General features: G+C 68.1%; 24 protein-coding genes. 16 read left to right on the top strand and 8 right to left on the bottom strand.

The window, feature by feature from the left end:
• The first annotated feature begins 382 nt into the window (after window positions 1-382).
• The 4 genes from E0H75_RS26300 (at window position 383) to E0H75_RS26285 (ending at window position 3,158) form a co-directional block, all read left to right on the top strand.
• On the top strand, window positions 383-583 hold the full coding sequence (locus tag E0H75_RS26300; RefSeq protein ID WP_131516317.1) for a hypothetical protein: 201 nt from the start codon (window positions 383-385) through the stop codon (window positions 581-583).
• Between the two features lie 159 nt (window positions 584-742).
• Window positions 743-1,030, top strand: coding sequence for a WhiB family transcriptional regulator (locus E0H75_RS26295; RefSeq protein WP_131285495.1), 288 nt, complete (start codon window positions 743-745; stop codon window positions 1,028-1,030).
• 403 nt (window positions 1,031-1,433) lie between these two features.
• Window positions 1,434-1,601 (top strand): hypothetical protein, encoded by a 168-nt coding sequence (locus E0H75_RS43210; RefSeq protein ID WP_165554036.1) that lies wholly within the window; start codon window positions 1,434-1,436, stop codon window positions 1,599-1,601.
• Between the two features lie 81 nt (window positions 1,602-1,682).
• Window positions 1,683-3,158, top strand: coding sequence for an MFS transporter (locus E0H75_RS26285; protein WP_131516316.1), 1,476 nt, complete (start codon window positions 1,683-1,685; stop codon window positions 3,156-3,158).
• A 7-nt stretch (window positions 3,159-3,165) separates the two neighbouring features.
• Here E0H75_RS26285 and E0H75_RS26280 read toward each other — a convergent pair whose 3' ends face one another.
• Window positions 3,166-4,479 (bottom strand): ABC1 kinase family protein, encoded by a 1,314-nt coding sequence (locus tag E0H75_RS26280; RefSeq protein WP_131516315.1) that lies wholly within the window; start codon window positions 4,477-4,479, stop codon window positions 3,166-3,168.
• A gap of 93 nt (window positions 4,480-4,572) precedes the next feature.
• Window positions 4,573-4,731, bottom strand: coding sequence for a DUF5679 domain-containing protein (locus E0H75_RS43205; protein ID WP_012922897.1), 159 nt, complete (start codon window positions 4,729-4,731; stop codon window positions 4,573-4,575).
• 522 nt (window positions 4,732-5,253) lie between these two features.
• Between E0H75_RS43205 and E0H75_RS26275 the strand changes: the two genes are divergently transcribed.
• The 3 genes from E0H75_RS26275 to E0H75_RS26265 all read left to right on the top strand — a co-directional run bounded on the left by E0H75_RS26275 (window position 5,254) and on the right by E0H75_RS26265 (window position 8,935).
• Window positions 5,254-5,802, top strand: a complete 549-nt coding sequence (locus E0H75_RS26275) for a M48 family metallopeptidase (RefSeq protein WP_131516314.1) — start codon at window positions 5,254-5,256, stop codon at window positions 5,800-5,802.
• Between the two features lie 208 nt (window positions 5,803-6,010).
• Complete coding sequence (locus E0H75_RS26270) at window positions 6,011-8,203, top strand: MMPL family transporter (RefSeq protein WP_131516313.1); 2,193 nt, start codon at window positions 6,011-6,013, stop codon at window positions 8,201-8,203.
• 69 nt (window positions 8,204-8,272) lie between these two features.
• A complete protein-coding gene (locus tag E0H75_RS26265; RefSeq protein ID WP_131516312.1) occupies window positions 8,273-8,935 on the top strand; it encodes a nucleoside/nucleotide kinase family protein in 663 nt (220 codons plus the stop codon).
• Here E0H75_RS26265 and E0H75_RS26260 read toward each other — a convergent pair.
• Complete coding sequence (locus E0H75_RS26260) at window positions 8,928-9,509, bottom strand: CGNR zinc finger domain-containing protein (protein WP_131516311.1); 582 nt, start codon at window positions 9,507-9,509, stop codon at window positions 8,928-8,930. The genes E0H75_RS26265 and E0H75_RS26260 overlap by 8 nt on opposite strands.
• Before the next feature lie 67 nt (window positions 9,510-9,576).
• Between E0H75_RS26260 and E0H75_RS26255 the strand changes: the two genes are divergently transcribed.
• The gene (locus E0H75_RS26255) at window positions 9,577-10,752 is read left to right on the top strand and encodes an MFS transporter (RefSeq protein WP_131516310.1); all 1,176 of its coding nucleotides are present in this window, start codon (window positions 9,577-9,579) and stop codon (window positions 10,750-10,752) included.
• Here the strand turns inward: E0H75_RS26255 and E0H75_RS26250 are convergent.
• Window positions 10,721-12,982 (bottom strand): FdhF/YdeP family oxidoreductase, encoded by a 2,262-nt coding sequence (locus tag E0H75_RS26250; protein ID WP_131516309.1) that lies wholly within the window; start codon window positions 12,980-12,982, stop codon window positions 10,721-10,723. The two genes, E0H75_RS26255 and E0H75_RS26250, sit on opposite strands and share 32 nt — an antisense overlap.
• A gap of 146 nt (window positions 12,983-13,128) precedes the next feature.
• Here E0H75_RS26250 and E0H75_RS26245 point away from each other — a divergent pair, with 146 nt between their 5' ends.
• The 3 genes from E0H75_RS26245 to E0H75_RS26235 all read left to right on the top strand — a co-directional run bounded on the left by E0H75_RS26245 (window position 13,129) and on the right by E0H75_RS26235 (window position 17,036).
• Complete coding sequence (locus E0H75_RS26245; protein ID WP_131516308.1) at window positions 13,129-13,863, top strand: 3-hydroxybutyrate dehydrogenase; 735 nt, start codon at window positions 13,129-13,131, stop codon at window positions 13,861-13,863.
• Between the two features lie 40 nt (window positions 13,864-13,903).
• Entirely contained in the window at window positions 13,904-15,205 is a 1,302-nt protein-coding gene (locus E0H75_RS26240; RefSeq protein WP_131516307.1) for an MFS transporter, read from the top strand.
• Window positions 15,206-15,269: 64 nt separating this feature from the next.
• Entirely contained in the window at window positions 15,270-17,036 is a 1,767-nt protein-coding gene (locus tag E0H75_RS26235; protein ID WP_131516306.1) for a helix-turn-helix domain-containing protein, read from the top strand.
• A 13-nt stretch (window positions 17,037-17,049) separates the two neighbouring features.
• Here the strand turns inward: E0H75_RS26235 and E0H75_RS26230 are convergent, their stop codons facing one another.
• Window positions 17,050-17,982, bottom strand: coding sequence for an NADP-dependent oxidoreductase (locus E0H75_RS26230; RefSeq protein ID WP_131516305.1), 933 nt, complete (start codon window positions 17,980-17,982; stop codon window positions 17,050-17,052).
• Between the two features lie 115 nt (window positions 17,983-18,097).
• On the opposite strand from E0H75_RS26230, the gene E0H75_RS26225 reads away from it, so the two are divergent.
• Together E0H75_RS26225 and E0H75_RS26220 are read left to right on the top strand one after the other, a co-directional pair.
• A complete protein-coding gene (locus E0H75_RS26225; RefSeq protein WP_131516304.1) occupies window positions 18,098-18,505 on the top strand; it encodes a winged helix-turn-helix transcriptional regulator in 408 nt (135 codons plus the stop codon).
• Window positions 18,502-19,113 carry a hypothetical protein gene (locus tag E0H75_RS26220; protein ID WP_131516303.1) on the top strand — a complete coding sequence of 204 codons (612 nt, stop codon included), beginning with the start codon at window positions 18,502-18,504 and terminating at the stop codon, window positions 19,111-19,113. Before E0H75_RS26225 ends, E0H75_RS26220 begins: the two co-directional genes overlap by 4 nt.
• 1,349 nt (window positions 19,114-20,462) lie before the next feature.
• Here E0H75_RS26220 and E0H75_RS26215 read toward each other — a convergent pair.
• The 3 genes from E0H75_RS26215 to E0H75_RS26205 all read right to left on the bottom strand — a co-directional run bounded on the left by E0H75_RS26215 (window position 20,463) and on the right by E0H75_RS26205 (window position 23,254).
• The gene (locus E0H75_RS26215) at window positions 20,463-21,047 is read right to left on the bottom strand and encodes a ferritin-like domain-containing protein (RefSeq protein ID WP_131516302.1); all 585 of its coding nucleotides are present in this window, start codon (window positions 21,045-21,047) and stop codon (window positions 20,463-20,465) included.
• Window positions 21,048-21,209: 162 nt separating this feature from the next.
• A complete protein-coding gene (locus E0H75_RS26210) occupies window positions 21,210-21,791 on the bottom strand; it encodes an NUDIX hydrolase (protein ID WP_131516301.1) in 582 nt (193 codons plus the stop codon).
• A 146-nt stretch (window positions 21,792-21,937) separates the two neighbouring features.
• Window positions 21,938-23,254 carry a zinc-dependent metalloprotease gene (locus E0H75_RS26205; protein ID WP_131516300.1) on the bottom strand — a complete coding sequence of 439 codons (1,317 nt, stop codon included), beginning with the start codon at window positions 23,252-23,254 and terminating at the stop codon, window positions 21,938-21,940.
• Between the two features lie 378 nt (window positions 23,255-23,632).
• On the opposite strand from E0H75_RS26205, the gene E0H75_RS26200 reads away from it, so the two are divergent.
• The 3 genes from E0H75_RS26200 to E0H75_RS26190 are packed head-to-tail and all read left to right on the top strand — an operon-like array spanning window position 23,633 to window position 25,572.
• Window positions 23,633-24,058: a molybdenum cofactor biosynthesis protein MoaE gene (locus E0H75_RS26200; RefSeq protein ID WP_131516299.1), complete on the top strand. Its 426-nt coding sequence runs from the start codon at window positions 23,633-23,635 to the stop codon at window positions 24,056-24,058.
• A gap of 30 nt (window positions 24,059-24,088) precedes the next feature.
• Entirely contained in the window at window positions 24,089-24,535 is a 447-nt protein-coding gene (locus tag E0H75_RS44280; protein ID WP_238163284.1) for a hypothetical protein, read from the top strand.
• Window positions 24,532-25,572: a YlbL family protein gene (locus tag E0H75_RS26190; RefSeq protein WP_131516298.1), complete on the top strand. Its 1,041-nt coding sequence runs from the start codon at window positions 24,532-24,534 to the stop codon at window positions 25,570-25,572. Before E0H75_RS44280 ends, E0H75_RS26190 begins: the two co-directional genes overlap by 4 nt.
• Window positions 25,573-25,610: the final 38 nt, after the last annotated feature.

The raw sequence follows: 25,610 nt of genomic DNA, 5'->3' as shown, positions 1-25,610 counted from the left end.
GCCGGCCCGATGAGTTGCCGTTCCGGGCAGTCCATGGCTACTGGCCGGAAATGTGTTGCCAGGCAGGGGGAGTGGGGCGCACTCTGGAGGACAGGCCGTGTTCTGCTCCTGGCAGACGTGGCAATTAGGTGACACAGGCAACGATCCCGGAGCGTGCGGATGACGTCCCGGAGCGTGCCGGAAGATCGTCGAGGCAGCCAGATTCGGACGCCGAGGCGGCAACTTCCGGCCAACTTCGCAAACTGGCGTTAAATAGTTTGCGGGCTCCGACGGGGACGGCGTACTGTTCTTTCTGCGGTCGAAGCCTGGCCGAAAACTTCAAACAACCATAGCGATCGAGCTAACCGCCCGCTTCGCCACAACGAGAGGAGGTGCCCTGGAAATGATCACGATCAACATCGTCAAGAAGCCGTTCAGCGACGCTGTAGCGCTGCCGTGTGCCCAGATCCTGGGTGCCTTCCCGCGCACGCATCTCGCGGCCGTTGTGGTCATGGCTTCCGGCGCTGCCCAGATTCAGGGCGGAGCTGTCGGCGATGCGAAGTACGGCGGTTCGGGTTCTCGAGCATGGAGTCCACCGGTCTGACAGACGTCAGCCCGGCACCTCCAAGGCCGCGGAACCCGATTAGGGTCCCGCGGCCTTTCTGTTTGATCAGCAGTGTTTGTCCACAGATTTGGCGGCCTTCGACCGGAGGTCGTCACCGACGACAAGAGATCAGCATCAAGTCACTGGGAGGTGACCGGAATGAGCGTGAGCTTCCTCGATGTCTTCACCGAGGTGGCAACGTCGCAGGACCTGCCCTGTCGGTCCTACGCGCCAGAACTCTTCTTCGCCGAATCGCCGGCGGACGTCGAGTACGCAAAGTCGCTGTGCACCACCTGCCCGCTGAAGGCCGAGTGCCTGGCCGGAGCGCTCGAGCGTTCCGAGCCGTGGGGAGTGTGGGGTGGCGAACTGTTCGTCCAGGGAGTGGTAGTTCCGCGCAAGCGGCCCCGTGGGCGTCCCCGCAAGAGTGACACCGTAACCGCAGCCTGACGAACCAATCCGAATCGAGAAACCGAGCCATGACGACACAGACTTCACGCAGGAGAATGGAAATGCATCTAATGAACGAAGATCTTGCTCGTGCTCATTGTCGTTCTATCTTGAACGACGCAGAGCAGAACCGGCGCTTCCACCTTGCTCGCAAGATCGAGCGGGCGCAGAAGCGGGCCGAGCGGGCCAGCCTGCGAGCTGAGAGGGCCAGCGCAAGGGCGCGCCTCGCACTCGCACGCTTGGTCTGACCACCAGAAAAGAACACACCGCCCGCGGGCCGGTCCGAAAGGGAGGACCGGCCGGCAGGCACTCCAGCCTGACCAGCTGAATCACCGAGGGGCGGCATCCACCGGATGCCGCCCCTCGGCCATGCCCGGGACACGCGAAGGTGCAGACTGAGCGCATGGTGAGAGTGAGTTGTGCGTTGTGTGGTCAGCAGGCGGCGTCGGAGGACGTGCCGCTGACCTGGATGACCTCGGTCGAGGACGGTCGCAAGCTGGTGTACTGCGACCGGTGCGCCCGGGAGAACGTCCGCAGCATCGAGGGGAAGCTGGACTCCGTCTACTGGTGAGAAAGTTCTGAGCCGGGTGTCGAATCCGGCCTGATCCGCCCGACGCAGGGGTGAAAGCACTCCAGCGGAAGGAACCGGATCATGACCCTCACCGAGAGCGCGCCAGCGACGACCAGCCGGCGGCAGTGGATCGGCCTGGGAGTTCTGTCGCTCGCGACGCTACTGGTGTCACTGGACCTGTTCGTGATGCTGCTGGCCGTGCCGGCGGTGACCGAGGCGCTCGGCGCCTCCAGCAGCCAGCAGCTGTGGATCCTGGACGTGTACGGGTTCATGGTGGCCGGCCTGATGATCACGATGGGCAACATCGGCGACCGGATCGGCCGTCGGCGGCTGCTGCTGGCGGCTGCTGCGCTGTTCGGTGTCGCCTCGGTGGCAGCGGCGTACTCGACGAGCCCGGAGATGCTGATCGTGACCCGCGCGGTGCTCGGCATCGCCGGTGCGGCCATCGCTCCGTGCACGCTGTCGCTGATCAGCACCCTGTTCCCGAACGCGCAGCAGCGGGCCAAGGCCCTGGGGATCTGGGCCGGCTGCTTCACCGTCGGTGCCGTGATCGGCCCGATCGTCGGCGGCGTCTTACTGAACCACTTCTGGTGGGGCTCGGCCTTCCTGATCGGCGTACCGGCGATGGTGGTGCTGGTAGCGGTCGGGCCGTTCCTGCTGCCGGAGTACCGCGACGAGAACGCGGGCCGGATCGACCTCCCGAGCGTGCTGCTGTCGCTGGCCGCGATCCTGCCGGCGATCCACGGGCTGAAGCAGCTCGCCGCCCACGGTGCGAGCGCGACGGCGGCCGGTTCGCTGGTCGCAGGCGGTGTCTTCGGCTGGATCTTCGTACGACGCCAGCAGCGCCTGGCCGACCCGCTGGTCGACGTACGGCTGTTCACCCGGAAGACCTTCACGGTCACGCTCGGCAGCATGCTGTGCTTCTCGATGCTGTCCGGTGGCGTGATGGTGTTCGTCGCGCAGTACTTCCAGTTGGTCCAGGGCATGACGCCGCTGGCTGCTGGGGTCGCTCTGGTCCCGGGCATGGTCACCACGACCGTCGCCTTCCAGGTGGCGCCGCGGCTGGCGCAGCGGGTCCGCCCGGGCGTACTGATCCCGGCCGGCATCGCGTTCACGGTGGTCGGCATGGCCGTGATGACCCAGGCGACGTCGACCGCCGTCCTGGTCATCGCCTTCGCGGTCCAGTGCGTCGGTCCCGCGCCGCTGGTCACGCTGGGCACGAACCTGGTGATCGGCTCCGTCCCGCCGGAGAAGGCCGGATCCGCCGGCGCGCTGACGCAGACCGGCAACGAGTTCGGCTACGCGCTGGGTATCGCGATCCTGGGCAGCGTGGTCACCGCGGCGTACCGGAGCCAGATGAACGGCCGCGGCGGCAACTCACTGGCCGAGGCGATCGCCCAGGGCGTGCCTGGCGACGTACTGGCCCAGGCGCAGGACGCGTTCACCGCAGGACTGCACCTGGCCGCCGGCATCACCGCGGTGGTCCTGACGCTGGTCGCCACCGCGCTGGCGATCACCCTGCGGTCGGTGCCGGTCCTGAGCCACGACGACCACTGAGCCTGAGTCAGTCCTCGGTGAAGCCCGGGAGAAGCTCCTCCAGAACGGCGCGAAACGGGGCTTTCGCCTCGAGTTGGGACAGGACGGCCATCCCGCCGATCCAAACCCGGTGGATGAGCAGGTACGACGGCGGCATGTTGAGCTTGAGGGCCAGCGTCGCGCTGGGCGACCGGAAGTCCCCGGTCCGGTTCGCCTGCGCGCGCATCCACTCCCGGCTGAACTGGAACGTCTCCGCCCGGGCCGGCTCTGCGAACGGGGCCAGGTAGTCCATCAGCAGGTCCGGGTCGATCTCCATCCGCGGCTTGATGAAGCCCTCGGCCCGCAACCCGTCCCGGATGGCGACCCCGTCACCGTCGAGCGAGATCCGCAGCAGCCGCCCGATCGCGGGCGGCAGGCCGTCCGGCAGCCGTGCGCACAGCCCGAAGTCGACCACTCCGAGCCGTCCGTCCGGCATCACCCGGAAGTTGCCCGGATGCGGGTCCGAGTGCAGGAGGCCGGCGTACTTCGGGCCGCTGAACATGAACCGGACGTACTTCAGCCCGATCGCGTTGCGCTCCTTCTTGGTGCCGTCGCTGATGATCGACGACAGCGGCCGGCCCTCGAGCCACTCGGACACGATGACCGACGGGGAGTGCTTGATGACCCGGGGTACGACGAACTCGTCGTGGTCCTTGAACGCGTCGGCGTACTGCTGCTGTGCCTGGGCCTCGCGGTCGTAGTCCAGCTCCTCGCCGATCCGCTCCTGCAACTCGGTGACCAGCGGCTTCATGTCCAGGCCGGGGACCAGCGTTCCGAAGGTGCGGGCGAACCGGCCGAGCTGGCGCAGGTCCGAGCGCAGCGCCTCGGCGGCGCCCGGGTACTGCAGCTTGACCGCGACCTCGCGGCCGTCCGTCAGGATGCCGCGGTGCACCTGGCCGATCGACGCGGCCGCCGCGGGCAGGTCGTCGAACTCCTCGAACCGGTCCCGCCAGCGTCTGCCCAGCTCGCGCGACAGGATCGTGTGCACGGTCGAGGCCGGCATCGGCGGGGCGGAGTCCTGCAGCTTGGTCAGAGTCGCCCGGTACGGCGCCGCGAGCTCCTCCGGCATCGCCGACTCCATCAGGCTCAGCATCTGCCCGAACTTCATCGCGCCGCCCTTGAGCTCGCCCAGGACGGAGAACAACTGATCGGCGGTACGGCGCTGGAACTCGGCGTAGACGGCCTCAGCCGGCGCACCGCCGATCCGCTTGCCGAGTCCGACCGTGGCCCGGCCGGCGGCACCGAGCGGCAGGCTGGCGAGCTTCGCGGTCCGGCTCAGCGCCTTGCGGGGAAGATCCGACACGTATCCATTCTGTCGGGTCACCCAAGCCGGGACGACGGAGGGGCGGTGGCGGACACGTTGCGTGTCGCGCCACCGCCCCTACGACTTGGTGCGTCAGGCCTTGCCGAGGATCCGGTTCAGGTTCGTACCGCACTCGGGGCACTTGGCCTTGGCCATGCGCGTGCCCTTGTCGTTGACCTTGACCTCGCCGTCGGCGGTGCGCTTGGCCTTGCACTTGACGCAGTAGAACTCGCCGCTCCAGGTCTCTGCCATGAGGGCCCTCTCCTTGCTCTGAATACCAGCCGGGGCTCTCGCCCCAGGCCGTCGTGGATGCTAACGGCAGACCGTCCTGCCGTAGGCCGTTCGGCCCAGTCGGGATTCACCCTACGGCAGGCGGGAGCAGGCTCAAGCGCACCTGCCGGCCCGCGTGCCGCTCGGACGCCCCGAGGAAAGCCCTTTCCAAGCCGTCTGGCAGCAACGGAACAGGCTCCCGGTGGTCCGCCTCCGGAACCGCTCGGCTTCCCCTCCGAACGGCCCCGGAGGCGGTCCGGGAGCCTGTTGGCCATGACGCTAGGAGGCGGGCGCCGCGCAGGCAAGCCCCGGTTGTCCACGCCTGTGGATAACTCTGTGTGCAACCTGTGGGACGCGCCGCCGGACACTGTGGACGAGCGGGGGAACAGGGTGTGAACAACCGGAATCGGCCGGCCCAAGATCTGGCGCCTGACCTGCGGAAACGCTGATGCACAGGTTGTGGACGGAAGAAAGTTGTCGGATTCTGGGGGTACGTTTTGACCCATGGCCGACTCTCCACCGCGATCGACCCCAGGCCCGATCCCGCCGTACGTCGACATCCGCCGCAGCAAGCGGCGCAAGCGGACCGTCAGCGCCTACCGCGACGGTGAGCGGGTGGTCGTGCTGATGCCCGACCGGCTGTCCGCCGCGGAGGAGGCGCGCTGGGTCGAGACCATGCTGGCGCGGCTGGAGAAGCAGCGCAGCCGATCCCGCGTGTCGGACGAAAAATTGTTGTCCAGAGCACACGAACTCGCGTGTCGGCATCTTCCAGAAGTGCCCGAACCTGCGTCTGTGAGGTGGGTTTCGAACCAAAACAGACGGTGGGGATCCTGCACTCCGGCGGACAGATCGATCCGTTTGTCCACCCGGCTGCAGGCGATGCCCGCCTGGGTGGTCGACTACGTCCTCATCCACGAGCTGGCCCATCTGGTCGAACCGGCCCACAACGCGGCCTTCTGGGAGTTGGTCCACCGCTACCCCAAGGCTGAGCGTGCGGAGGGGTATCTGGAGGGTGTTTCGGCCGCTTCGGCGCTCAATCTCGACGACTTCTGACTGCGGCCCGCACTCGCCCGATCACGCCCCGACAGTCCCCCAAGGGCCACTCAGGGGCCGGGGTGGGGCTGGCTTCAGGGTGCTCTCGGTGGCTTCCTCCATAGTGGTGACCCCGCTGTTCCAGCCAGGCTTTTGACCTGTAGCCAGCGCCCACGCCAGGGAGCGCTGGGGCCGGGCGCCGGAGGGGGCGCAGAGGGGCAGGGAAGCTATGGCCAGGGGACAGATCACGGTCCGGGCGGCGCGCTGGAGCGCCACCCATCCGTGGCGGGCGATGGCGATGTGGGTGGTCGTCGTGATCGCCTGTTTCGCCGTCGGCTCGATGACCGGGACCAAGGAGTCCGAGAACGAGGGCGACATCGGCGAGGTGACCCGGGCCGACAACATCGTCAAGTCCGGCAACTTCGCCGACCCGGACGTGGAGAGCGTGCTGATCACCTCGCCGTCCGGGACGCTCGACCAGGCGGAGGCCACCAAGGCCGCCGGCGTGGTGATCCAGCGGATGCGCGCCCTCGGTGGGGTCGCGGAGGTCGCTCAGCCGATGCCGTCGCCGAAGAAGGACGCGCTGATCGTCCGGGTGACGCTGAAGGACGGCGACGGGGACGACCGGGTCCAGCCGCTGCAGGACACCACCGCCCAGATCCAGCAGCAGTACCCGACGCTGCGGATCGAAGAAGTCGGCGGACTGTCGATCGACAAGGCGCTGAACGAGACGCTCGGCAAGGACTTCAAGCGCGCCGAGATGTTCAGCCTGCCGGTGACACTCGCGATCCTCTTGATCGCCTTCGGCGCACTGATCGCGGCATCGGTCCCGCTTCTGCTGGCGCTGTCGGCCGTCGCAGCCGCGATCGGCTTGTCCGCGGCCGCGTCCCAGCTGATCCCGGCCGTCGACGCGGTGAACAGCGTCATCCTGCTGATCGGTATGGCGGTCGGCGTCGACTACTCGCTCTTCTACCTGCGCCGCGAACGTGAGGAACGCGCGAAGGGCCGCGGCCATGTCGACGCGGTCGAGATCGCGGCCGCGACGTCGGGCCACGCCGTCGTCGTCTCCGGTACGGCGGTCATCATCTCGATGGCCGGCTTGTTCCTGGCCCGGGACGCGGTGTTCTCGTCCTTCGCGGTCGGCTCGATCCTGGTCGTCGCGGTGGCCGTCGTCGGTTCGCTGACCGTGCTGCCCGCCGTACTGGCGAAGCTCGGTCGCTGGGTGGACCGGCCGCGGATCCCGTTCGTGTGGCGGTTGACCGCGAGCAAGGGCAAGCCGCGCTTCTGGCCGACCGTGCTCAAGCCGGCGCTGAAGCACCCGGTCGCCACGCTGATGATCGCCGTCGTCGCACTGCTCGCGGTCGCGTCGCCGGCGCTGGGGATGACGCTGAAGTTCCCCGGCACCGAGGACCTGCCGCGCGACACCGCGGTGATGAAGGCCTACGACCGGCTCACCGCGGCCTTCCCGAGTACCGGGACGAGCCACGAGGTCGCCGTCCGTGCACCGGCCAACCAGGCGCCCGCGGTCAAGGTCGCACTGGCCGATCTGGTGAAGCGCACGCAGGACGACAAGCTGTTCGCACAGGACGGTCTGGAGGAGCCGCGGGTCTCCAAGGACGGCACGGTGACCACGCTCGAGGTCGCCACGCCGTACGAGGGTGGTAGCCAGGAGGCGCGTGACTCGCTGACCAAGCTGCGCAAGGAACTGATGCCGGAGACGGTCGGCAAGGTGCCGGGAGCCGAGTACGCCGTCGGCGGGTTCGTCGCAGCGGATGTCGACTACGCGGCCCACACCCGGGCCAAGCTGCCGCTGGTGATCGGGTTCGTGCTGCTGCTGACGATGATCGTGATGATGGTGACGTTCCGGTCCGTGGTGGTCGCGGTCACCGCGATCGGGCTGAACCTGCTGAGTGCGGCCGCGGCGTACGGCGTGGTGACCGCGGTCTTCCAGAACACCTGGGCCGAGGGGATCCTCGACTTCCGCTCGAACGGTGCGGTCGTGTCCTGGCTGCCGCTGTTCCTCTTCGTGGTGCTGTTCGGTCTGTCGATGGACTACCACGTGTTCGTCGTCAGCCGGATCCGTGAAGCGGTACTGCGCGGCGTGCCGACCAAGAAGGCTGTGGCCGACGGCATCACCGGATCGGCCGGTGTGGTCACCAGCGCGGCGGCCGTGATGATCGGGGTGTTCGCGGTCTTCGCGACGCTGAGCACGCTGGACATGAAGCAGCTCGGTGTCGGCCTTTCCGTCGCGATCCTGCTCGACGCCACGATCATCCGCGCGGTCGTCCTGCCGAGCGTGATGATCCTGCTCGGCGACGCGAACTGGTGGGCGCCGAAGTGGCTGCGCCGCAAGCCTGCCAAGCACGCGACCCAGCCGCCCGCGGCCCCGGAGGAGGAGCGCGAACTGACCCCGGTCGGCTGATCCAGGCAGTACGACGCCCCACCCGGAAAACGGGTGGGGCGTCGCCCGTCTGTGCGCAAGGATGGCGCCGTGCGTACCGAGGCTCTGACCGAACTGGCCGAGACCGTCCTGGCCGTCGAGCGCCCGCACCCGGTGCGCGTCGCGATCGACGGCTGCTCCGCAGCGGGGAAGACGACGCTCGCGGACGACCTGGCGCAGGTGCTGGCCGACCGCACCGAGCGCGAGATCATCCGGGCTGGGATCGACTACTTCAAACGTGCTCCCGAGCTGCGTACGGCGTACCCGATCGACTCGCCGGAGAGCTACTACCTGGATACCTGGGACCACGACGGGATCCGGGACCGGCTCCTCATTCCACTAGGTCCGGGCGGCGACCTGCGGTACGCCACTGCGATCAAGCGGCCGGACGGACAGCCATTGTCCGATTCGCTCATCCAGGTGGCCCGGCCGGATGCAGTGTTGCTGGCCGACGGCGCGTTCCTGCAACGTCCGGCGCTGGATGATCACTGGGATCTGCGGATCTACGTGCACGTCAGCTTCGACACGGTTCTGCGTCGTGGCACCGCGCGCGACCAGGCCTGGATGGACTCCGCCGCAGCGGCCGAGGAGCGCTACCGCAGTCGGTACATTCCGGGGGAGCGGATGTACGTCGATCAGGTCCGGCCGCGGTCCCGTGCACAGGTCGTCGTGGACAACGAGGATCCGGCGAACCCGAGGCTCACCTTCAACTAGACGAGCCTTGGCGGGCTCGGTGAGCGGCCGCCTTCACCCGGCTCTGGCATTGCGGTGAACAGAAGCGGCGTTGGCCGTTGCGGGAGACATCCACGAAGACGCGGTCGCACTGAGGGGCCGCGCAGACTCCGAGGCGGCCGGCCAGGTCGCTGCCCAGCGCGAGTGCGAGGCCGGCCGCGCAGCCTGCTGCCCAACCGTTCACCAGACCGTCGTCCGGACCGTGGAAGTGCAGGCTCCAGCCCTTGTCTCTTCGGTCCAGTTGCGGTCGCGCGTTGGTGTCCAGCAGCAGTGCGTTCACCTCATCCGCGGCTCGGTCGAGATCGCCCGAGTTGGCCGACTCGAAGACGATCCGCATCCGCGCGGCCAGGTCCGTGAGCCGGCGCGCATCGTCTTGCCGGACGGAAGGCTGTGGATAGCCGATCGCGACCAGGGCGTCCGCGACCGCCTGCGCCGCGTCGGCCGGCAGGGGGAACGCCGTACCGCCGGAGAACCCGGGGGTCAGCCGGTTCACGTACTCGACGGACGCCGCCAGCACGTTCCGGGTATGACTATCAAAAGACACTTGACCAGTCACGTGATCGCTCCGTAGGCTCGGGGTTGCGTGACCGATCATATCCACTTAGATAGTCATGGAGCCCGCAATGAGTGCTGCTGCGACCCTGACCGCGCCCTGGCGTGGGTTGTCCCGCGCGGTCTGGATCCTGGTGGTGGCCCGGGCGGTGAACCGGATCGGTGCGTTCACGCTGCCGTTCCTGGGCGTGGTGCTCACGGTCGAGTTCGGAGCGTCGCTCGGCGAGACCGGGCTGATCCTGGCCGTCTTCGGCGTCGCCACCATCCCGTCCCGGCTGCTCGGCGGGCAATTGGCCGACCGCCTCGGCCGCCGTCGCACGATCGTGCTCGGCCTGACCGGCTGCGCCGTCGCCCAGCTGTGGATCGCGCTCAGCAGCACGCTCTGGTCGGCAGTGCTGGCAGCGATCCTGCTCGGCCTCGCCTTCGAGATCTACGAGCCACCCAGTCAGGCGACGATCGCCGACGTCACCGATCCGTCCGACCGCCCAGCGGCGTACGGGCTGCTCGGCGCAGCAATGGCCGCGGCCGGTGTCCTGGCCGGTCTGCTCGCGGCAGCGGTCAGTCACTGGGATCTGCGCTGGCTGTTCGTCGCCGACGCGCTCAGCTGCCTGGCCTGCGCCGTACTCGTCGCGCTCGCGCTCCCAGCCGACGTACGGCGGGAACACGTGCCGGCGACCGCGGTGGCGGTGTGGCGGGATCGCCGGCTGGTGTTGCTGCTGATCAGTGGCACGGTCTTCGCCACGATCTACATGCAGTTGGTGATCGGAGTGCCGCTGACCCTGCTGGAGCAAGGGCTGCCGGAGTCGGGCACCGGATTCATCCTGGCTGTCTCAGCGATCACCCTGATTCTCGCCCAGCGCCTGCTCCGCGTGCGGCGGCTCGACGACTTCCGGTCGATCGCGGTCGGCTACATCCTGCTCGGTGCTGGGCTCGTCGTCTGCGCCTTCGCTCAGACTCTCACCGTGTTTCTGCTCGCTGCGGTGCTCTGGAGTGTGGGTGATCTGTTCCTCCTGACTCGCTACCTCACTCAGGCGTCCGGGCTCGCGCCCGACCACGCCCGGGGCCGGTATCTGGCCGTGTTCGGCCTGAGCTGGGGCATCGCGACGGCCATCGCGCCGCTGACGGTGACCCAGCTTCTCGAGACCGCCGGTCCTGAGGGGCTGTGGCTGTCCAGCGCCGCGGTGGCCGTCGTACTGGCTGCGCTGCAGCCGTGGTTCAGGAGGAGGTTGGCTCCAGCCGCACCGTAAGACCCTTGGCGACCGGGGTGTTGCTGCCCTTGGCCACGTCGTCGGCCGCCATCAGCACGTTGGTCTCCGGGTAGTACGCCGCCACACAGCCTCGCGCGGTCGGGTACGAGACGAGACGGAACCTGTTGGCCCGCCGCTCGACACCCTGGAACTCGCTGACGATGTCGACGTACGCGCCGTCCTCCAGGCCGAGCTCGGCCAGGTCGTCCGGGTTCACGAAGACCACCTCACGGCTGCCGTCCACGCCGCGGTAGCGGTCCTGCAGCCCGTAGATCGTGGTGTTGAACTGGTCGTGGCTGCGCAGCGTCTGCAGCAGCAGCCGGCCCGGTGCCGTCGGCAACCAACTCAGGTCGTTCGCGGTGAACTGGGCCTTCGCGTCGGAGGTGTGGAACTCGCGCCGGTCACGCGCCGCGTGGTCCAGCAGGAAGCCGCCCTCGTTGGCGCGCAACCGCGCCTCGAAGTCCTCGTACCCGTCCGCGATCCGGCCGATCCGTTGCCGGATCAGGCTGTAGTCGTCGGCGAAGTCTCGCCACGGGATCTCCCCGACGTCCGGAACCAGGGCCCGCGCCAGCCCGGCCACGATACCGATCTCCGACTTCAGCTCCGGACCTGGCGGGATCAGGTTCCCGGTGGACAGGTGTACGGCGCCTTGCGAGTCCTCCACGGTCACCGACTGTGGGCCGGCCGCGGTGTGGTCGTGGTCGGTCCGGCCGAGCGTCGGCAGGATCAGCGCCTCGCGCCCCGTGATGGTGTGCGACCGGTTCAGCTTCGTGGACACGTGCACGGTCAGGTCGCACTGCCGCAGGCCGCTGTGGACGACCTCGGTGTCCGGTGTCGCCGACGCGAAGTTGCCGCCCATCGCGAAGAAGACCCGGACCGTGCCCTCGCGCAGCCGCTTCACCGTGTCGGCCGCGTCGATGCCGTGCTTGCGTGGCGAGGTGAACGAGAACTCGGCGTCGAGCTTGTCGAGGAAGTCGTCCGGCATCTTCTCCCAGATGCCCATGCTGCGGTCGCCCTGGACGTTCGAGTGTCCGCGCACCGGGCACGGTCCGGCGCCAGGCTTGCCGATGTTGCCCTGCAGGAGCAGGACGTTGACGATCTCGCTGATCGTGGCGACCGCCTCGCGCTGCTGGGTCAGGCCCATCGCCCAGCAGATCACCGTCGCCTTGGACGCGATGAACCGCTGGGTGAACTCCTCGATCTCGGCCCGACGCAGGCCGGTGGCCTGCTCGACCGCGGCCCAGTCGAGCTCGGTGTTGTGCTTGGAGTACAGCTCGAAGCCGCTGGTGTGGCCGTCGATGAAGGACTTGTCCAGGACCGTGCCGGGGTTGGCCGCCTCGGCCTTGACGAGAAGGTGGCCGACGGCAAGGAACAGGGCCTGGTCGCCGCCGAGCCGGATCTGCAGGTGCTGGTCGGCCAGCGTCGTACCCTTGCCGACCCAGCCGCGGGGACGCTGCGGGTTCTTGAAGTTCATCAGTCCGGGCTCGGGCAGCGGATTCACCGAGACGATCGACCCGCCGTTGCGCTTGGCAACCTCCAGGTGGCTGAGCATCCGGGGTGCGTTGGTGCCCGGGTTCTGCCCGACGACGACGATCAGCTCGGCCTCCTCGAGCATCTCGAGCGTGACCGCGCCCTTGCCGCTGCCGATCACCCGGGACAGCGCCGTACCGGAAGACTCGTGGCACATGTTCGAGCAGTCGGGGAGGTTGTTGGTGCCGTAGGCACGGACCAGGAGTTGATAGAGGAACGCGGCCTCGTTGCTGGTCCGGCCGGAGGTGTAGAAGACGGCGTCGTTCGGGTCGACCAGGGCCTTCAGATGCCGCGCGACGACCTGGAACGCCTCGTCCCAGCCGACCGGCTCGTAGTGCGTGGCGCCGGCCCGCAACAGCATCGGCTCGGTGATCCGGCCGAGCTTGCCGAGGTCGAACTCGGAGATCTCGTTCAGTTGGTCGATCGAGTGCTCGGCGAAGAAGCTGCGCGGCACCCGCTTGCGGGTCGCCTCCCACGCGACCGCCTTGGCGCCGTTCTCGCAGAACTCGGCCGCGTGCTTGCGTTTGTGGTCGGGGTCCGGCCAGGCGCAGGACGGACAGTCGAAGCCGCCGTCCTGGTTCATCTTCAGGAAGACCTTGCCGGTCCGGGCCGGGCCCATCTCGCGGAAGCCGAACTTGAACGAGGACAGCACCGCGGGAACGCCGGCGGCCTTCTTCTTCGGATGTTCTATGTCGACCATGCTTCAACGATAGTTCGATCTATCACTATCGGCAGGTTTGATAGGTGTGACTGTGGACAAGTGGCGCCTGAATCCACATCGATCCGCAATGTTGTGTGACCCCATCCCATAGTGCGGCCGGGGGCGGATTCCTACAGTCATCGGCCATGGAGACCCGTCGAGCCCTGATCACCGGAGCTGCGTCCGGCATCGGCGCCGCCTGTGCACGGCGGCTCGCGGCCGACGGCGTACACGTGCTGGCAGTCGATTACGACGCTAGCGCACTGGACAAGGTCGCCTCTGACGGTGTGCAGCCGGTGGTGGCCGATCTGGCTGATCTTGAGCGTCTGGCCGACCTCCCGACGGACGTGGACATCCTGGTCAACAACGCCGGGGTCCAGCAGGTCGCTCCGGTCGAGCAGTTCCCCCCGGAGCGGTTCAGCTACATCCTGCGGCTCATGCTCGAGTCGCCGTTCCGCCTGATCCGCCAGACCCTTCCGCACATGTACGGCGCCGGCTGGGGGCGGGTCATCAACATCAGTTCGGTGCACGGACTCCGGGCCAGCCCGTTCAAGGCGGCGTACGTCGCCGCCAAGCACGGACTGGAAGGACTCAGCAAGGTCGTCGCCCTGGAGGGTGCGGCGCACGGGGTCACCAGCAACTGCGTGAACCCGGCCTACGTGCGTACGCCGCTTGTCACCGCACAGCTCGCGGACCAGGCGGCCACGCACGGACTGTCCGAGGCAGAGGTGCTGGAGAAGGTCATGCTCGAGCCGGTCGCGGTGAAGCGGCTGATCGAGCCGGCCGAAGTGGCGGAGCTGGTCGCGCTGCTGTGCGGTCCGGCCTCCGCCTCCATCACGGGGAGCTCATTCGTACTCGACGGCGGCTGGACCGCCCACTAGCAGTGTTCAGGACCGCCCACTAGCAGTGTTGGAGCCCGCCATGACAGCAACAGAACCGGTCCGCACCCGGACACCGATCGCCCGGGTGGTCGGTGCGAGTCTCGTCGGCACCACCGTCGAGTGGTACGACTTCTTCCTCTACGGCGTGGCCGCGTCGGTGGTGTTCGGCGATCTGTTCTTCCCCAAGGGTGAGGAGCTCACCGGAACGCTGCTGAGCTTCGCCACGTTCGCCGTCGGGTTCTTCGCCCGCCCGATCGGCGGAGTGGTGTTCGGCCACTACGGCGACCGCTTGGGCCGCAAGAACCTGCTGGTGCTGTCGCTGCTGATGATGGGCCTGGCCACCTTCGCCATCGGCTTGCTGCCGACGTACGCACAGGTCGGTGCGCTCGCTCCGGTCCTGCTGACCGTGCTGCGACTCATCCAGGGCTTTGCGCTCGGTGGTGAGTGGGGCGGCGCCGTACTGATCGTGTCCGAACACGGTGACCCGGCACGGCGTGGCTTCTGGGCCTCCTGGCCGCAGGCGGGTGCTCCAGCGGGTCAGCTGATCGCCAACGGCGTACTGGCTGGGCTGGCGGCGTTCCAGTCGGACGCTGCCTTCGACTCCTGGGGCTGGCGCATTCCGTTCCTGCTGTCCGCCGTACTGGTACTCGTCGGACTGTGGGTGCGGCTGCGGATCGAGGAGTCGCCGGTGTTCAAGGAGGCACGGGCCAAGCAGCAGCCGGAGGACAAGCTGCCGCTGATCGAGGTGCTGACCCGCTACCCGCGGGAGGTGCTGACCGCGATGGGCGCCCGGATGGCGGAGAACGTCAGCTACTACATCTTCACGATCGTGATCGCGACGTATGCCAAGGAACACCTGGGGATGGACAAGTCGTTCGCGCTGAATGCCGTACTCATCGGTGCCGCGGTGCACTTCTTCGCCATCCCGATGTGGGGCGCGCTGTCCGACCGCGTCGGCCGCAAACCGGTGTATCTGATCGGTGCGGTCGGGGTTGGCGTGTGGGGCTTCCTGTTCGTGGCGATGGTTGACACCAAGGACTTCGCGCTGGCGACGGTGGCGGTGACGGTCGGGCTGGTGTTGCACGGGGCGATGTATGGGCCGCAGGCATCGTTCTTCACTGAGCTGTTCGGTACTCGGGTCCGGTACTCCGGGGTGTCGGTGGGCTACCAGTTGGCGTCGATCATCGCGGGCGGCCTGGCGCCGTTCATCGCTGTGGCGCTGCTGAAGGCGTACGACTCCGGCTACGCGATCGCCGTGTACGTCGCAGTGTGCGCGGTCATCTCGATCGTCGCGGTCACGTCGTACTCCGAAACCCGCAAGCGGGACCTGACAGCCCTCTGACCCCTTCTCAGGGACCGCCCGCGACAGGACCCCGCAGGCAGCCGGAGGTGGCATGATCGCGAGGATGGAGGAGCTTCTGCGGCTGCTGGCCGAGGATGCGTCCGGGAGCGAGTTGGCCCGGGCGGCGGGCGAGGACGCGGTGGCGCGCGACCTCGCCCTGCGCATCCGGGCCGGCATCGACGCCAGCAAGAAGCGTGAGGCCGAACTGTCCGCCCTGGTCGACGTCGCCCGCGAACTCGCCTCGGCCCGCGACCCGGGCGGCGTACTCGACACCATCGTGCACCGTGCGCGCACCCTCCTCGGCGCGGACGTCGCCTATCTGACCCTGTACGACGATGCCCGCGGCGACACGTACATGCGAGCGACCGACGGGTCGGTCTCTGCGGCCTTCCAGCAGGTCCGGCTTCCTCTGGGCGCAGGACTCGGCGGTCTGGTCGCCAAGACCTACAAGCCGTACTGGACCGCCGACTACCCGGCGGACCGGCGCTTCCGGCACACCTCTTCGATCGACCACGCGGTCGGAGAGGAGGGGCTGGTCGCCATCTGCGGTACGCCGCTCATCGTCGATGGAGCGTTTGTCGGAGTGCTGTTCGCCTCCAACCGGACGCGGCGGCCGTTCAGCCAGGACGAGGTGTCGCTGCTGGGATCGCTGGCGGCGTTGGCGGCTGTGACGATCGTTCAGGTGCGAGCGGCGGCGGAGACTGCGGCCGCTCTGGATCAGCTGTCTGCTGCGCACGCCGGCACCGAGCACGCTGCCGCGGCGCATGACCGGTTCGCCGGAATCGTGTTGTCTGGTGGCGATGTGGATGCGATCGCTGCTGCGCTGGCCGAGCTGCTGGACGTGTGGGTCGTGTTGGTCGATGCCGTGGGCAATGAGTTGGCCGTGGCCGGTGACACGCGCGGCGCTGTGGTGCGGTGGCAGGAGTCCGAGTCCGGACGGTTGACCAGGGTCGGTGACTCCTGGGTTGTTGCGGCAACGGCGAAGGGGGAGCGGCTCGGCGCGCTGGTGATCGGCGGCGTCGATGAGCTGTCCGGTGCGGACCAGCGGATCGTGGAGCGGGCTGCTGTTGTCACTGCTCTCGTTCTGCTGTTCCGTCGGCAGGCTGCGGAGCAGTCGCAGCGTGCTCAGGCTGATCTGCTGGCCGATGTGCTCAGTGGAGCCGCCGACCCGAGGACGCTGACCGATCGACTCCGGTTGCTTGCGCCGAATCGCCGGCACGACCGTCTGGTGGTGGCTGTCTGCCGTGGCGACCAGGCCGCCGTACGTGCTCGGCTGGCGGCGCCGCTGGAGGACAAGCTGGTGGTGTCTGGTCCCTACGGCGGTGACTTGGTGCTACTGCTAGCTCGTGCGGACGCTTCAGCTGCTGCGCGCGAGTTGGCTGAAGTTGCGAAGCGCACCGGCGCGACGATCGGGGTGACTGGTCCGGCGGCGTGGGGTGAGCCGCTGGTCGACTCACATCGCCAGGCGGTCCGTCTGGTGGGGACGATGCTGCGGCTCGGCCGCAGTGGTGAGTCTGCGACTCCGGACGACCTTGGCGTCGCCGGCTTGGTCGGTGCGGCGGACGTCGACGTACAGGCCCACGTGCAGCACGTCCTGGGCGCCGTACTCGGGTACGACGCCCAACGCGGCACCGACCTGATCGGCACGCTCCGCGCGTACTTCGCATCAGGCCAAAGCCCGACCCGAGCCGCCACCGCTCTACACATCCACCCGAACACCGTGCAGCAACGACTCGACCGAATCGGCGCGTTGCTCGGCGACGGCTGGCAGGCCCCGGACCGCGCCCTCGACATCCAGGTAGCACTCCGGTTGCGGTCCGCCCTGGCCTGAACTCCTCTTTGTCTTAAGGGATGAGGACGAGCCTGCCTCGGACGCCGCCGTTGGCGAGCCGCTTGTAAGCCTGTGCCGCCTCCTGCAGCCGATACGTGTCCGCGACTCGCGTGGTGATGGCCCCCGCCTCGATCAGTTGGACGAGCTCCGTCAGTTCTGCGCGGTTCGCGTGGACGAAGATCTGGTGCACTGTGATGTCGCGAAGATGCGGCGGCGTCGGGCCAGCCTGGACATGCGCGTGCTGCCCACCGTTGCGAACCGTCTCCTGCGCACCAATGCCAATGACGGCCGCATCCACCAGACCGTCAACACCCGCCGGGACGATCGCATGTACTGCGGCTGTCAGATCGTCCGCCCGCGCTACGAAGTGATCCGCGCCGAGCCGTCGTACCAGCTCCTCGTCCTCCGCGGCAGCACTGGCGATCACGGTCAGCCCGAGGTGCTTGGCGATCTCGACCGCGTACCCGCCGACGCCGCCGGCCGCGCCGGTGACGAGGACGAACTTACCGGGAGTAAGTTGCATGGCCTTCAATGCCTGCAGTGCAGTCAGGGCGTTCAACGCGATGGTGGACGCGGCGGTCAGGTCCAGATCCTTCGGCGCGGGTGCGACCGCATCGGCGTTGAGTACGACGTACTCCGCATGTGTCTTGAGCGGGCGCCCGAGCAGATCGGCCAGTCCGATCACTGGCGTACCTTCGGCCAGGTCCGCACCTGGTCCTGCCGCGTCAACGGTGCCGGCGACGTCCCAGCCGAGTCCGAACTGGTCCCGGGCTGCGGTGACGCCGTACTGCACGGCTCCGCCGGTGCTGACCGCGAGATCGACCGGGTTGACCGCGGCCGCGGCGACTTTGATCCGGACCTGACCGTGGCGCGGTTCCGGAATCGGGGTCTCGATCAGCTCGAGTGCATCCGGCCTGTCGAGCCGGCGGGCGACCAATGCGCGCATATCGTCTCTCTCCTTGTGGTGCTGAGGTTTTTCGTTGGCGAACACCACTGTCGGAGAGTTACTCTCTGCCGGGAAGTACGCACTGCGTAGTGCGTATCGCACGACGAGGAGGGCCATGCCGACCCGCACCGCCGCTCAGCTCCGCGAAGAAGCCGCCCGCAAGTACGACGCGTTCCTGGCGACCTGCCCGGCGCGGCAACTGCTGGACCGCATCAGCGACAAGTGGGTGACGCTCATCCTGAGCGCGCTGGCCGACGGCCCGCTCCGGTACTCGGACCTGTCCCGTCGCATCGCCGGCGTCAGTCAGAAGATGCTCACGCAAACGCTGCGCTCGCTCGAACGTGACGGTCTGCTCAGCCGCTCGGTGACTCCGTCCGTACCAGTCCGAGTCGACTACGAGCTCACCACGCTCGGCGAGACGCTGATGCCGCTCATCGCCTCTATCAAGGGCTGGGCCGAGACGCATATGACCGAAGTCAACGCCGCCCGATCCCGGTACGACGACGTGAGCGCCTCCGCATGACCGACCGGCGTGTGGTGGTTCTCGTCGTACCTGGGACCGGCACCTGGGCTCCGCCGGGTCGCGACGCCGAGGCGTGGCGGTTGGCGTTAGCCGAGGACACCTACGAGGTCCTGGCGGCGCTGGATCGGGTGGACGTTGCTGTGGCCGTCGTCGGTGCTGACGAGTCCGCGCTGGAGTCGGTGAGTGCGCTGACCTGGCCCGGCACACCGGTGTACGCCGTCGACGCCGCGCGACCCGTACTCGACGCGGTGGAACTCGCCGGTCCGGCTGCCGCGGTTGTCGCCGTGAGCCACGACGTACCTGATCTGCCCGGACTGCTGATCGGCAAGCTCTTCCGATCCCTCAGCACTGCGGACATCGCTGTCACTCCCTCGGAGGACGGCACCGTCGCGGCCATCGGCGTACGCCTGCCGACTGCTGATTGGGTCTCCGCGGCCGCCCCGACGTTCGACACGCCTCTCGCTGAGCTCGAGGCGGTCAAGCCGCGCCGGCACGCTGTCGGATTCGGCCCTGGATGGCACCGTCTGCGATCGAATGCTGACATTGCGCGACTGGATCCGGGCCTCGAGGGCTGGGATGCAACTCGTTCCCTACTTCGTCACGCCTGACCCGTCACCTTCTCGCTCCCCGCTCGTTCACCATGCAGCAGGGCTTCTGGGGGAAGCCCAGCCGTCACCCGCTGGCCCCGCCGATGCCGTTCAGGGGCGGTGATCGACCACCAGCAAGTGACGCACCACCCACACCGCACCGGGGGATGCGGCCAACACATCGCCACCCGGGGACCAGGCGGCCCAGCCGCCAAGGTCCCATGGCGCGGCAGATGTGTGCACAACCGCTGAATGCAGCAAGCAGGGGATCACGGGGACGCAGGTCCTGCACGGGGCAGGGCCAAAGCCGGCGCCTACCAGCGGCGGATCGCACGGGCTAGCAGGACAGCGGGGGCTGTATGAGGAACCTGCACCCGAGCGACAGCAACGGGGATAGCACGGGTCAGCGGGAGCGGGGCGTTCCACGGGAACGCAGGCGAGGGAAATGCACGGCGGAGTACGACTGTGGAGCTGTCCGCGGCTGAGATCAGCGGGGTAGCGGGAACGGGGCAGCGGGGGCCCCACGCGGTACGGCTGCGGGGGATGCACGGTCGAAGTGTGACGCCGAGACCTGCACGCACGCGGTGAGACGACGGGGATCGCGTGGGGGAGAGGGGGCTCTATGGGGAGTGCAGTGAACGTGGATCGCATAGGACGAACCCGGGTTCCACATGGAGTGAAGAAACGGGGTGCACGGGGATAGCGGGACGATGACTGCACGGGGGAGAGTAGCGGCGACTGCATCACGTAGTACGACAGCGGGGGATCGCACGGGGTTCCACGGGGAGTGCACGGAACTCCCTTGGCGCGCAGGGAAAGGGGCAGCCCACGGGGGAAGTCGGACTGCAGCAACCGGGGGGATGCGCGCCGGTAGGAACCTGGGTATTGCGTGGTGCGCCGGCATTCCACGGGGGAGTGCCGGCAACGGGCGACCGCACCACGGAGCCAGCCAGCCCGAGCGCGCCCTGAGGCAGGCAGAGCGGAGACCTGCGGATGTCGGAGGAGGCCGCTCACAGGCAGCGGCGACGGGAGTACACGGGGGTTGCGGGTAGCGGGACCACGGGATGCAGGAATACATGGGGGACGGACCTCGGGAACTGCACGCACGCGGGACAGCGGGGACGGGAGTACACGGGAGGAACGGGGACCACAGGGGCTGCAGGGAACGCGCGGGGTGAGCGGCGTGGGGACTGCGCGCACCCGGGGCCATGGGGGGCGCGGGTGGCGATCTACGCAGACCAACTGGCGTTCGTTTGGCTCGTGGGACGTCAGATTTCGGGGGTGTGAATGGGCGGTCGCAGCGCGGGCCCCGGATTGGCCGGGAGCTCTTGTGTGGGGTTGCTGGGGAGCGTGGGGCGGTGTTGGGTGGGTCAGCCGGGGTGGACGTTGTGTTTGGTGAGTTCTTTTTCTACTAGGTGGAGGGATTGCTGGCCGGGGAGGGCGTCGATTTTGGCGTCTACTTTGCGGACTTCGGCCAGGCCGTTTTCGCCGCCGTACAGGTAGGTGAGCATGTGCTTCACCTCGGCTGGCGGCATGATCGTCGAGCCGACGATGCCCCATCCCTTGGAGAGTGCGAAGCGGGCGATCTTCTGCGCCTGCTTGCTGCGGAGCAGACGGTCCCGGGCCTGGCTGTTGTAGAACGCGACGTGCCGGGTCTCCTGCTTCGCGATCCGCTTGAGGATGTCGGTCAGGACCGGGTGATCCTCGGACTGGATCAGCCGTGTGTACGCCGAATGCGCGCACCACTCGTTGATCGCGCCCCACGCCATGTGCGTGGCGACGAAGTCCTCGCCGATGACGTTCACCAGCAATGACTGCCGTATCGGCGCCAACCGGTCACGCCAACCGAGCCGGGAACGGACCGCTCGGGTGTGCTCGGGACCGGTCGGGATGCCATGCCGCTCGAGCACCTCGTCCAGTACTTCGCCGTGGCAGTACTCCTCGAGGTTCCACATCGTCAGGAAGACGGTGACCTCGGGATCGGCATGCGACGGCGTGACAAGCAGATCGCGCAGATAGCAGACGGTGTGCCGCCATCAAGATGCCCGGCTGCGTCCTGCTATCACGCCACCCGTCGGAGGCGCCTGACTCGCGCACCTCCAGGCCCCTTCGAGAAGTCACCCGGAAGAAACGCTCCCGGCGCTGTGAGCAAGTCGCCGCGTCGCTCTCGCGGCGAGCTCTTCGACCACGTGATCCGCGCTCTCGGGAAGAGCCTTCATCGGGAACCATGCGAGGTCGTGAGACTCCTCGCTGACCACGTAGTCAGTCCTAGCGGTCGCCGTCACCAGGAACTGCACATCCAGGTGGAACGTCCCCGCACACCCGCCGGCGAGAATCTCGTGACGGGACAATTGAAGCGGTGACGGATCGATCGACAGACCCGTCAGCCCGGATTCCTCCGTGGTCTCGCGCAGCGCGGCTCCGGCGAGTGTGATGTCGCCGTTCTCGCAGTGTCCGCCGAGTTGCAGCCATCGCCCGACAGTCTTGTGCAGCGTGAGCAGCGCCCGGCTGCCCGTCGCGTCCACCACGAGCGCGCTCGCCGTCAGATGCTCCGGCCGGCAACTGCGCCACATCGCGTCCGGATGCTCCGCCAACCACCGCAGGTAATGCTCCCGGAGCTCTGCCTGCATACCGTCGGGCGCATTCCACCCGTCCAACGTCATCACCGCATCGTCATGAAGCACCCGGTCAGTCTCCATGACGCCACTCCCAAACTCGTCGGCCGCCCAGATCGTCAACCCGCAACGCGCCGTACGCCGACAGGCAGATACAGCGCGACCCCGCTGGAACCTGCCGAGTGGCTTCGTCCCGCGGGGTCGTGCCGTCGTACGACGGTTGCTGCGGACTACTTGGTAGTGCCGGGGTCGTTGCCCTCGTCACCCTCTTGCTTCGGCGTGTCCGACGAGTCCTCATCGGGGAGGAAGTCCGTGATGTCGATGTCGGCCAGCTCGCCCGCGTGCTGAGCGAACCCGATCGGGTCGTCCAAGTCGCCTGCACTCGGAAGCAGGTCCGGGTGTGACCAGAGCTCGTCACGGCCGTCGACGCCGCGAGCGTCGCGGACGGCGGCCCACAGGTTCGCCGCGTCGCGCAGCCGCCGCGGACGGAGCTGGAGACCGACCAACGTGGCGAACGTCTGCTCTGCCGGTCCACCGGCTGCCCGACGCCGGCGTACCGTCTCCGAGAGCTGCACCGCTGCCGGCATCCGCTCCTTGGTCGCCTGCCGTACGACGTCGTCGACCCAACCCTCGACGAGAGCGAGCGCAGTCTCGAGCCGGACGAGTGCGGCCTTCTGCTGCTCGGAGTCCTCCGGCTCGAACAGGCCGCCCGCGAGCGCTTCCTGCATGGCCTCGGGATTCTGCGGGTCGATGTCCGCCATGGCTCGCTCGATCTTGCCGGTGTCGACCTCGATGCCCGCGGCGTAATCCGCCACCGCGGCGAGCACATGCTGCCGCAGCCACGGGACGCCGGCGTACAGCCGCTGGTGCGCGACCTCGCGGAGCGCGAGGTACAGCCGGACGTCCTCGTCGGTCAGTCCGAGGCCCTCAGCGAACTTCGCGACGTTGTCCGGTAGTAGTACAGCCTGGCCGGTCGGTCCGAGCGGCAGTCCGATGTCGGACGAGCTCACAACCTCGCTGGCCAGCTCGCCCAGTGCCTGGCCGACCTGGGCGCCGAAGATCGAGCCGCCCAGCTGGCGCAACATCCCGGCCATCGGCCCGGCGAGCTGCTGTGCTTCGGCGGGAAGGGCGTTACCCATCGCGCCGGCGACGTGCTCGGCGACGGGGTCGACCACGGTTTGCCACACGGGCAGAGTGTTCTCGACCCACTCCGCCCGGCTCCAGGCCGCTGACGTGGTGGATGCTTCGGGCAGCGTCGTTGCCTCGTCCAGCCAGTGCTCGGCCAGCCGGACCGCGTCCGCTACTCGGTCGGTGTCCGTGGGGGTGACGGAGCGGTCTCCGGCGGTGGAAACCGTCTTGCGTGCGATGTCCTTGGCCAGATCCCAGTTCACCGGCCTGCCGTCGCCGGAACCGCTGAGCAGCTGCTGGACCTGCGCGAAGATCGCGTTCAGGTCGGGAGCGCCGCCCGCGCCGGCCGCACCGGAGAACTGCTGGAACATGGCCTCGAACGGAGTTCCCTTGAACGGGTTGTCCGGTTCGTCGCTCATCGGAGTGGGCCTTCCTGTGCGGGTGGGGCGTACTACTCCAACGTACTGGTTCCACCGACCCGTTCCTCCCCCGGCGAACGCATTACTGCTCCTGTTCGCCGCCGGCAGACCGTCACTCCGCCGTGCGGTCGCGCCGACGGCCCCGATTGTGGGGGTGGAGGCAACAGTCGGGCAGGCTGGGCTCACCGCCGGCACCTGCAGCGGGGCCGTGTGCGGAGCGTGCGCACGGGATGGCTCAGCGCGGTGATCTCGGCGTCCGGCGAAAGGTCTCAGGGGTGCGGTGGTGGGACTTGGGAGCTGCGTGGGGGAGAATCGAGGATGTGGGGGTTGGTTCGTGGTACGTGTTCGGGGTGGTTCCCCAGCCGGAATGAGGAATGGATGAGCGACGCGATCAGGCTGCTGGACATCCGGGAGGACGTCCTGTCCACCGACGAGGTGCTGGCCGCCGTGGTTGATCCGACCGCCGGCGGGACGGCTCTGTTCATCGGCACCGTGCGGAATCACGATCACGAGAAGCCGGTTGACCAGCTCAGCTACGAGGCCCACCCGGACGCCCTGGACCACCTGCGGACAGTGGCGGAGCGTGTCTGTGCCGATCCCGCGGTGACCGCGCTGGCCGCCGTACACCGGATCGGGGACCTGAAGATCGGGGACGCCGCCGTGATCGTGGCGGTGGCTGCCGCGCACCGGGATGTCGCGTTCGCCGCTTGCCGGCAGCTGATCGACGACCTCAAGGCGGAGGTCCCGATTTGGAAACACCAGCACTTCACCGACGGTGCCAGCGAGTGGGTCGGCGCTCACTGACACGTACGCTGGGCGCATGAAGGTGGCCGGATGAAGGTTTTGGCGTGGCTGGCGTTCCCGGTGGTGGCCACGCTGCTGGCGATGTGCTGGGCGGCTTGGCGCGGGCGGAGCCGCGGTCCGCGCCGGTCCGGTGGCGCCTTCGACTCGGTCGAGGACTTCCGTCGCTTCAACGACGCACTCGCCGCTCCTGGCCCTCGCGCCACCCCGGAACGCCGCCGCCGTGGCCTGAACCGCGCGCACAAGACCGACGCGGACAAGACCGACTTCAACAAGGCTGACAAGTCCGATCACGCCGGCAAGCCATCCTCTCCTGACCGGCCGGATGCAGCGAGCGAGTCGCGTACAGCGGACCGGTTCGGGCCCGCGGGGACACTTCGGGCCGGTGGGACGTTGGGCTCAGCAAAGACACACGCCGCCAGGAAGCTCGGCACCACTGAGACGTTCGGTTCCACCAAGATCGCAGGGCAGGGTTCGTGACACGTCGTACCGCAACACTGGTCACTTCGATCATCGTGCTGGTCGTTTCGCTCGGGCTGGTCACCGTTTTCTCGGTGCCGTTCGTCTCGTTCAGTCCCGGTCCGGTGAAGGACACCCTCGGTACGTCGAGCAACAACAAGCCGGTCATCGAGATCAAGGGGCACGACACCTTCCCGACCAGCGGCCAACTGGACCTGACCACCGTGTCCGTCACCTCGCCCGGGCGTGAGCTCACGCTCCCGCAGGCGATGCGCAACTGGCTCGACCCGCACAACGACCTGTTCCCGCGTGACATCATCTACCCCCCGGACCAGAGCGCCGACCAGGTCGAGGAGCAGAACACCGCCGAGATGACCGGCTCGCAGGACAGCGCGATCGCGGCCGCTCTGCAGGCCGCGAAGGTCCCGTACCACCCCAAGGTTTCGACGGTCGCCAAGGACACCCCGGCCGAGGGCAAGCTGAAGCCGGGTGACGTCGTCCTGGCCGTAGACGGCGTCGCGATGTCGCAGGTCCCGCAGGTCGGTGAGTACGTCCGCAAGCACAAGGTCGGCGAGAACGTCGCATTCCTGGTCCGGCGCGACAACGTGGAGCAGACCATCCAGGTGAAGACCGCTGCCACACCTGGCGACGAGACCCGGCCGATGGTCGGCATCACCATCGGGGTCGACTCCCCGGTCAAGGTGACGGTCAACCTCGGCCAGGACATCGGCGGCCCGAGCGCGGGCACGGCGTTCGCGCTGGCCATCTACGACAAACTCACACCGGGTCCGCTGCTGGACGGTAAGCACGTCGCGGGCACCGGCACGATCGACGCGCTCGGCCAGGTCGGCCCGATCGGCGGCATCCAGCAGAAGATCGCCGGCGCCAAGAACGACGGCGCCACCATCTTCCTGGTGCCCGCCGACAACTGCGAGGCGGCACTGCATGCCGGCGTGAAGGGCATCCGACTGGTGAAGATCACCACACTGACCGAGGCGATCGCCGGCATCAAGGCAGCAGTCGGCGGGCAGGGGGAGGTCCCCTCGTGCGCATCGTGAGCCACCTGGATGTACCGGCCGGCCGAAATGGAGAGCTG

Origin of the sequence: Kribbella capetownensis (genome assembly GCF_004331485.1) — a bacterium.
In the GTDB taxonomy this organism is placed as follows: domain Bacteria; phylum Actinomycetota; class Actinomycetes; order Propionibacteriales; family Kribbellaceae; genus Kribbella; species Kribbella capetownensis.
The sequence above is the reverse complement of the archived record's forward strand: the minus strand, read 5'-3'. Positions and strand labels throughout refer to the sequence as shown.

Bases quoted from the DNA above. Each gene is read 5' to 3' on its own strand.
- E0H75_RS43210 (WP_165554036.1), top strand. From the start codon at position 1,434: ATGGTGAGAGTGAGTTGTGCGTTGTGTGGTCAGCAGGCGGCGTCGGAG.
- E0H75_RS26275 (WP_131516314.1), top strand. From the start codon at position 5,254: ATGGCCGACTCTCCACCGCGATCGACCCCAGGCCCGATCCCGCCGTAC.
- E0H75_RS26200 (WP_131516299.1), top strand. From the start codon at position 23,633: ATGAGCGACGCGATCAGGCTGCTGGACATCCGGGAGGACGTCCTGTCC.
- E0H75_RS26285 (WP_131516316.1), top strand. From the start codon at position 1,683: ATGACCCTCACCGAGAGCGCGCCAGCGACGACCAGCCGGCGGCAGTGG.
- E0H75_RS26205 (WP_131516300.1), bottom strand. From the start codon at position 23,254: ATGAGCGACGAACCGGACAACCCGTTCAAGGGAACTCCGTTCGAGGCC.
- E0H75_RS26210 (WP_131516301.1), bottom strand. From the start codon at position 21,791: ATGGAGACTGACCGGGTGCTTCATGACGATGCGGTGATGACGTTGGAC.
- E0H75_RS26300 (WP_131516317.1), top strand. From the start codon at position 383: ATGATCACGATCAACATCGTCAAGAAGCCGTTCAGCGACGCTGTAGCG.
- E0H75_RS26235 (WP_131516306.1), top strand. From the start codon at position 15,270: ATGGAGGAGCTTCTGCGGCTGCTGGCCGAGGATGCGTCCGGGAGCGAG.
- E0H75_RS26225 (WP_131516304.1), top strand. From the start codon at position 18,098: ATGCCGACCCGCACCGCCGCTCAGCTCCGCGAAGAAGCCGCCCGCAAG.
- E0H75_RS26245 (WP_131516308.1), top strand. From the start codon at position 13,129: ATGGAGACCCGTCGAGCCCTGATCACCGGAGCTGCGTCCGGCATCGGC.
- E0H75_RS26250 (WP_131516309.1), bottom strand. From the start codon at position 12,982: ATGGTCGACATAGAACATCCGAAGAAGAAGGCCGCCGGCGTTCCCGCG.
- E0H75_RS26240 (WP_131516307.1), top strand. From the start codon at position 13,904: ATGACAGCAACAGAACCGGTCCGCACCCGGACACCGATCGCCCGGGTG.
- E0H75_RS26220 (WP_131516303.1), top strand. From the start codon at position 18,502: ATGACCGACCGGCGTGTGGTGGTTCTCGTCGTACCTGGGACCGGCACC.
- E0H75_RS44280 (WP_238163284.1), top strand. From the start codon at position 24,089: ATGAAGGTTTTGGCGTGGCTGGCGTTCCCGGTGGTGGCCACGCTGCTG.
- E0H75_RS26230 (WP_131516305.1), bottom strand. From the start codon at position 17,982: ATGCGCGCATTGGTCGCCCGCCGGCTCGACAGGCCGGATGCACTCGAG.
- E0H75_RS26270 (WP_131516313.1), top strand. From the start codon at position 6,011: ATGGCCAGGGGACAGATCACGGTCCGGGCGGCGCGCTGGAGCGCCACC.
- E0H75_RS26255 (WP_131516310.1), top strand. From the start codon at position 9,577: ATGAGTGCTGCTGCGACCCTGACCGCGCCCTGGCGTGGGTTGTCCCGC.
- E0H75_RS26215 (WP_131516302.1), bottom strand. From the start codon at position 21,047: ATGTGGAACCTCGAGGAGTACTGCCACGGCGAAGTACTGGACGAGGTG.
- E0H75_RS26295 (WP_131285495.1), top strand. From the start codon at position 743: ATGAGCGTGAGCTTCCTCGATGTCTTCACCGAGGTGGCAACGTCGCAG.
- E0H75_RS43205 (WP_012922897.1), bottom strand. From the start codon at position 4,731: ATGGCAGAGACCTGGAGCGGCGAGTTCTACTGCGTCAAGTGCAAGGCC.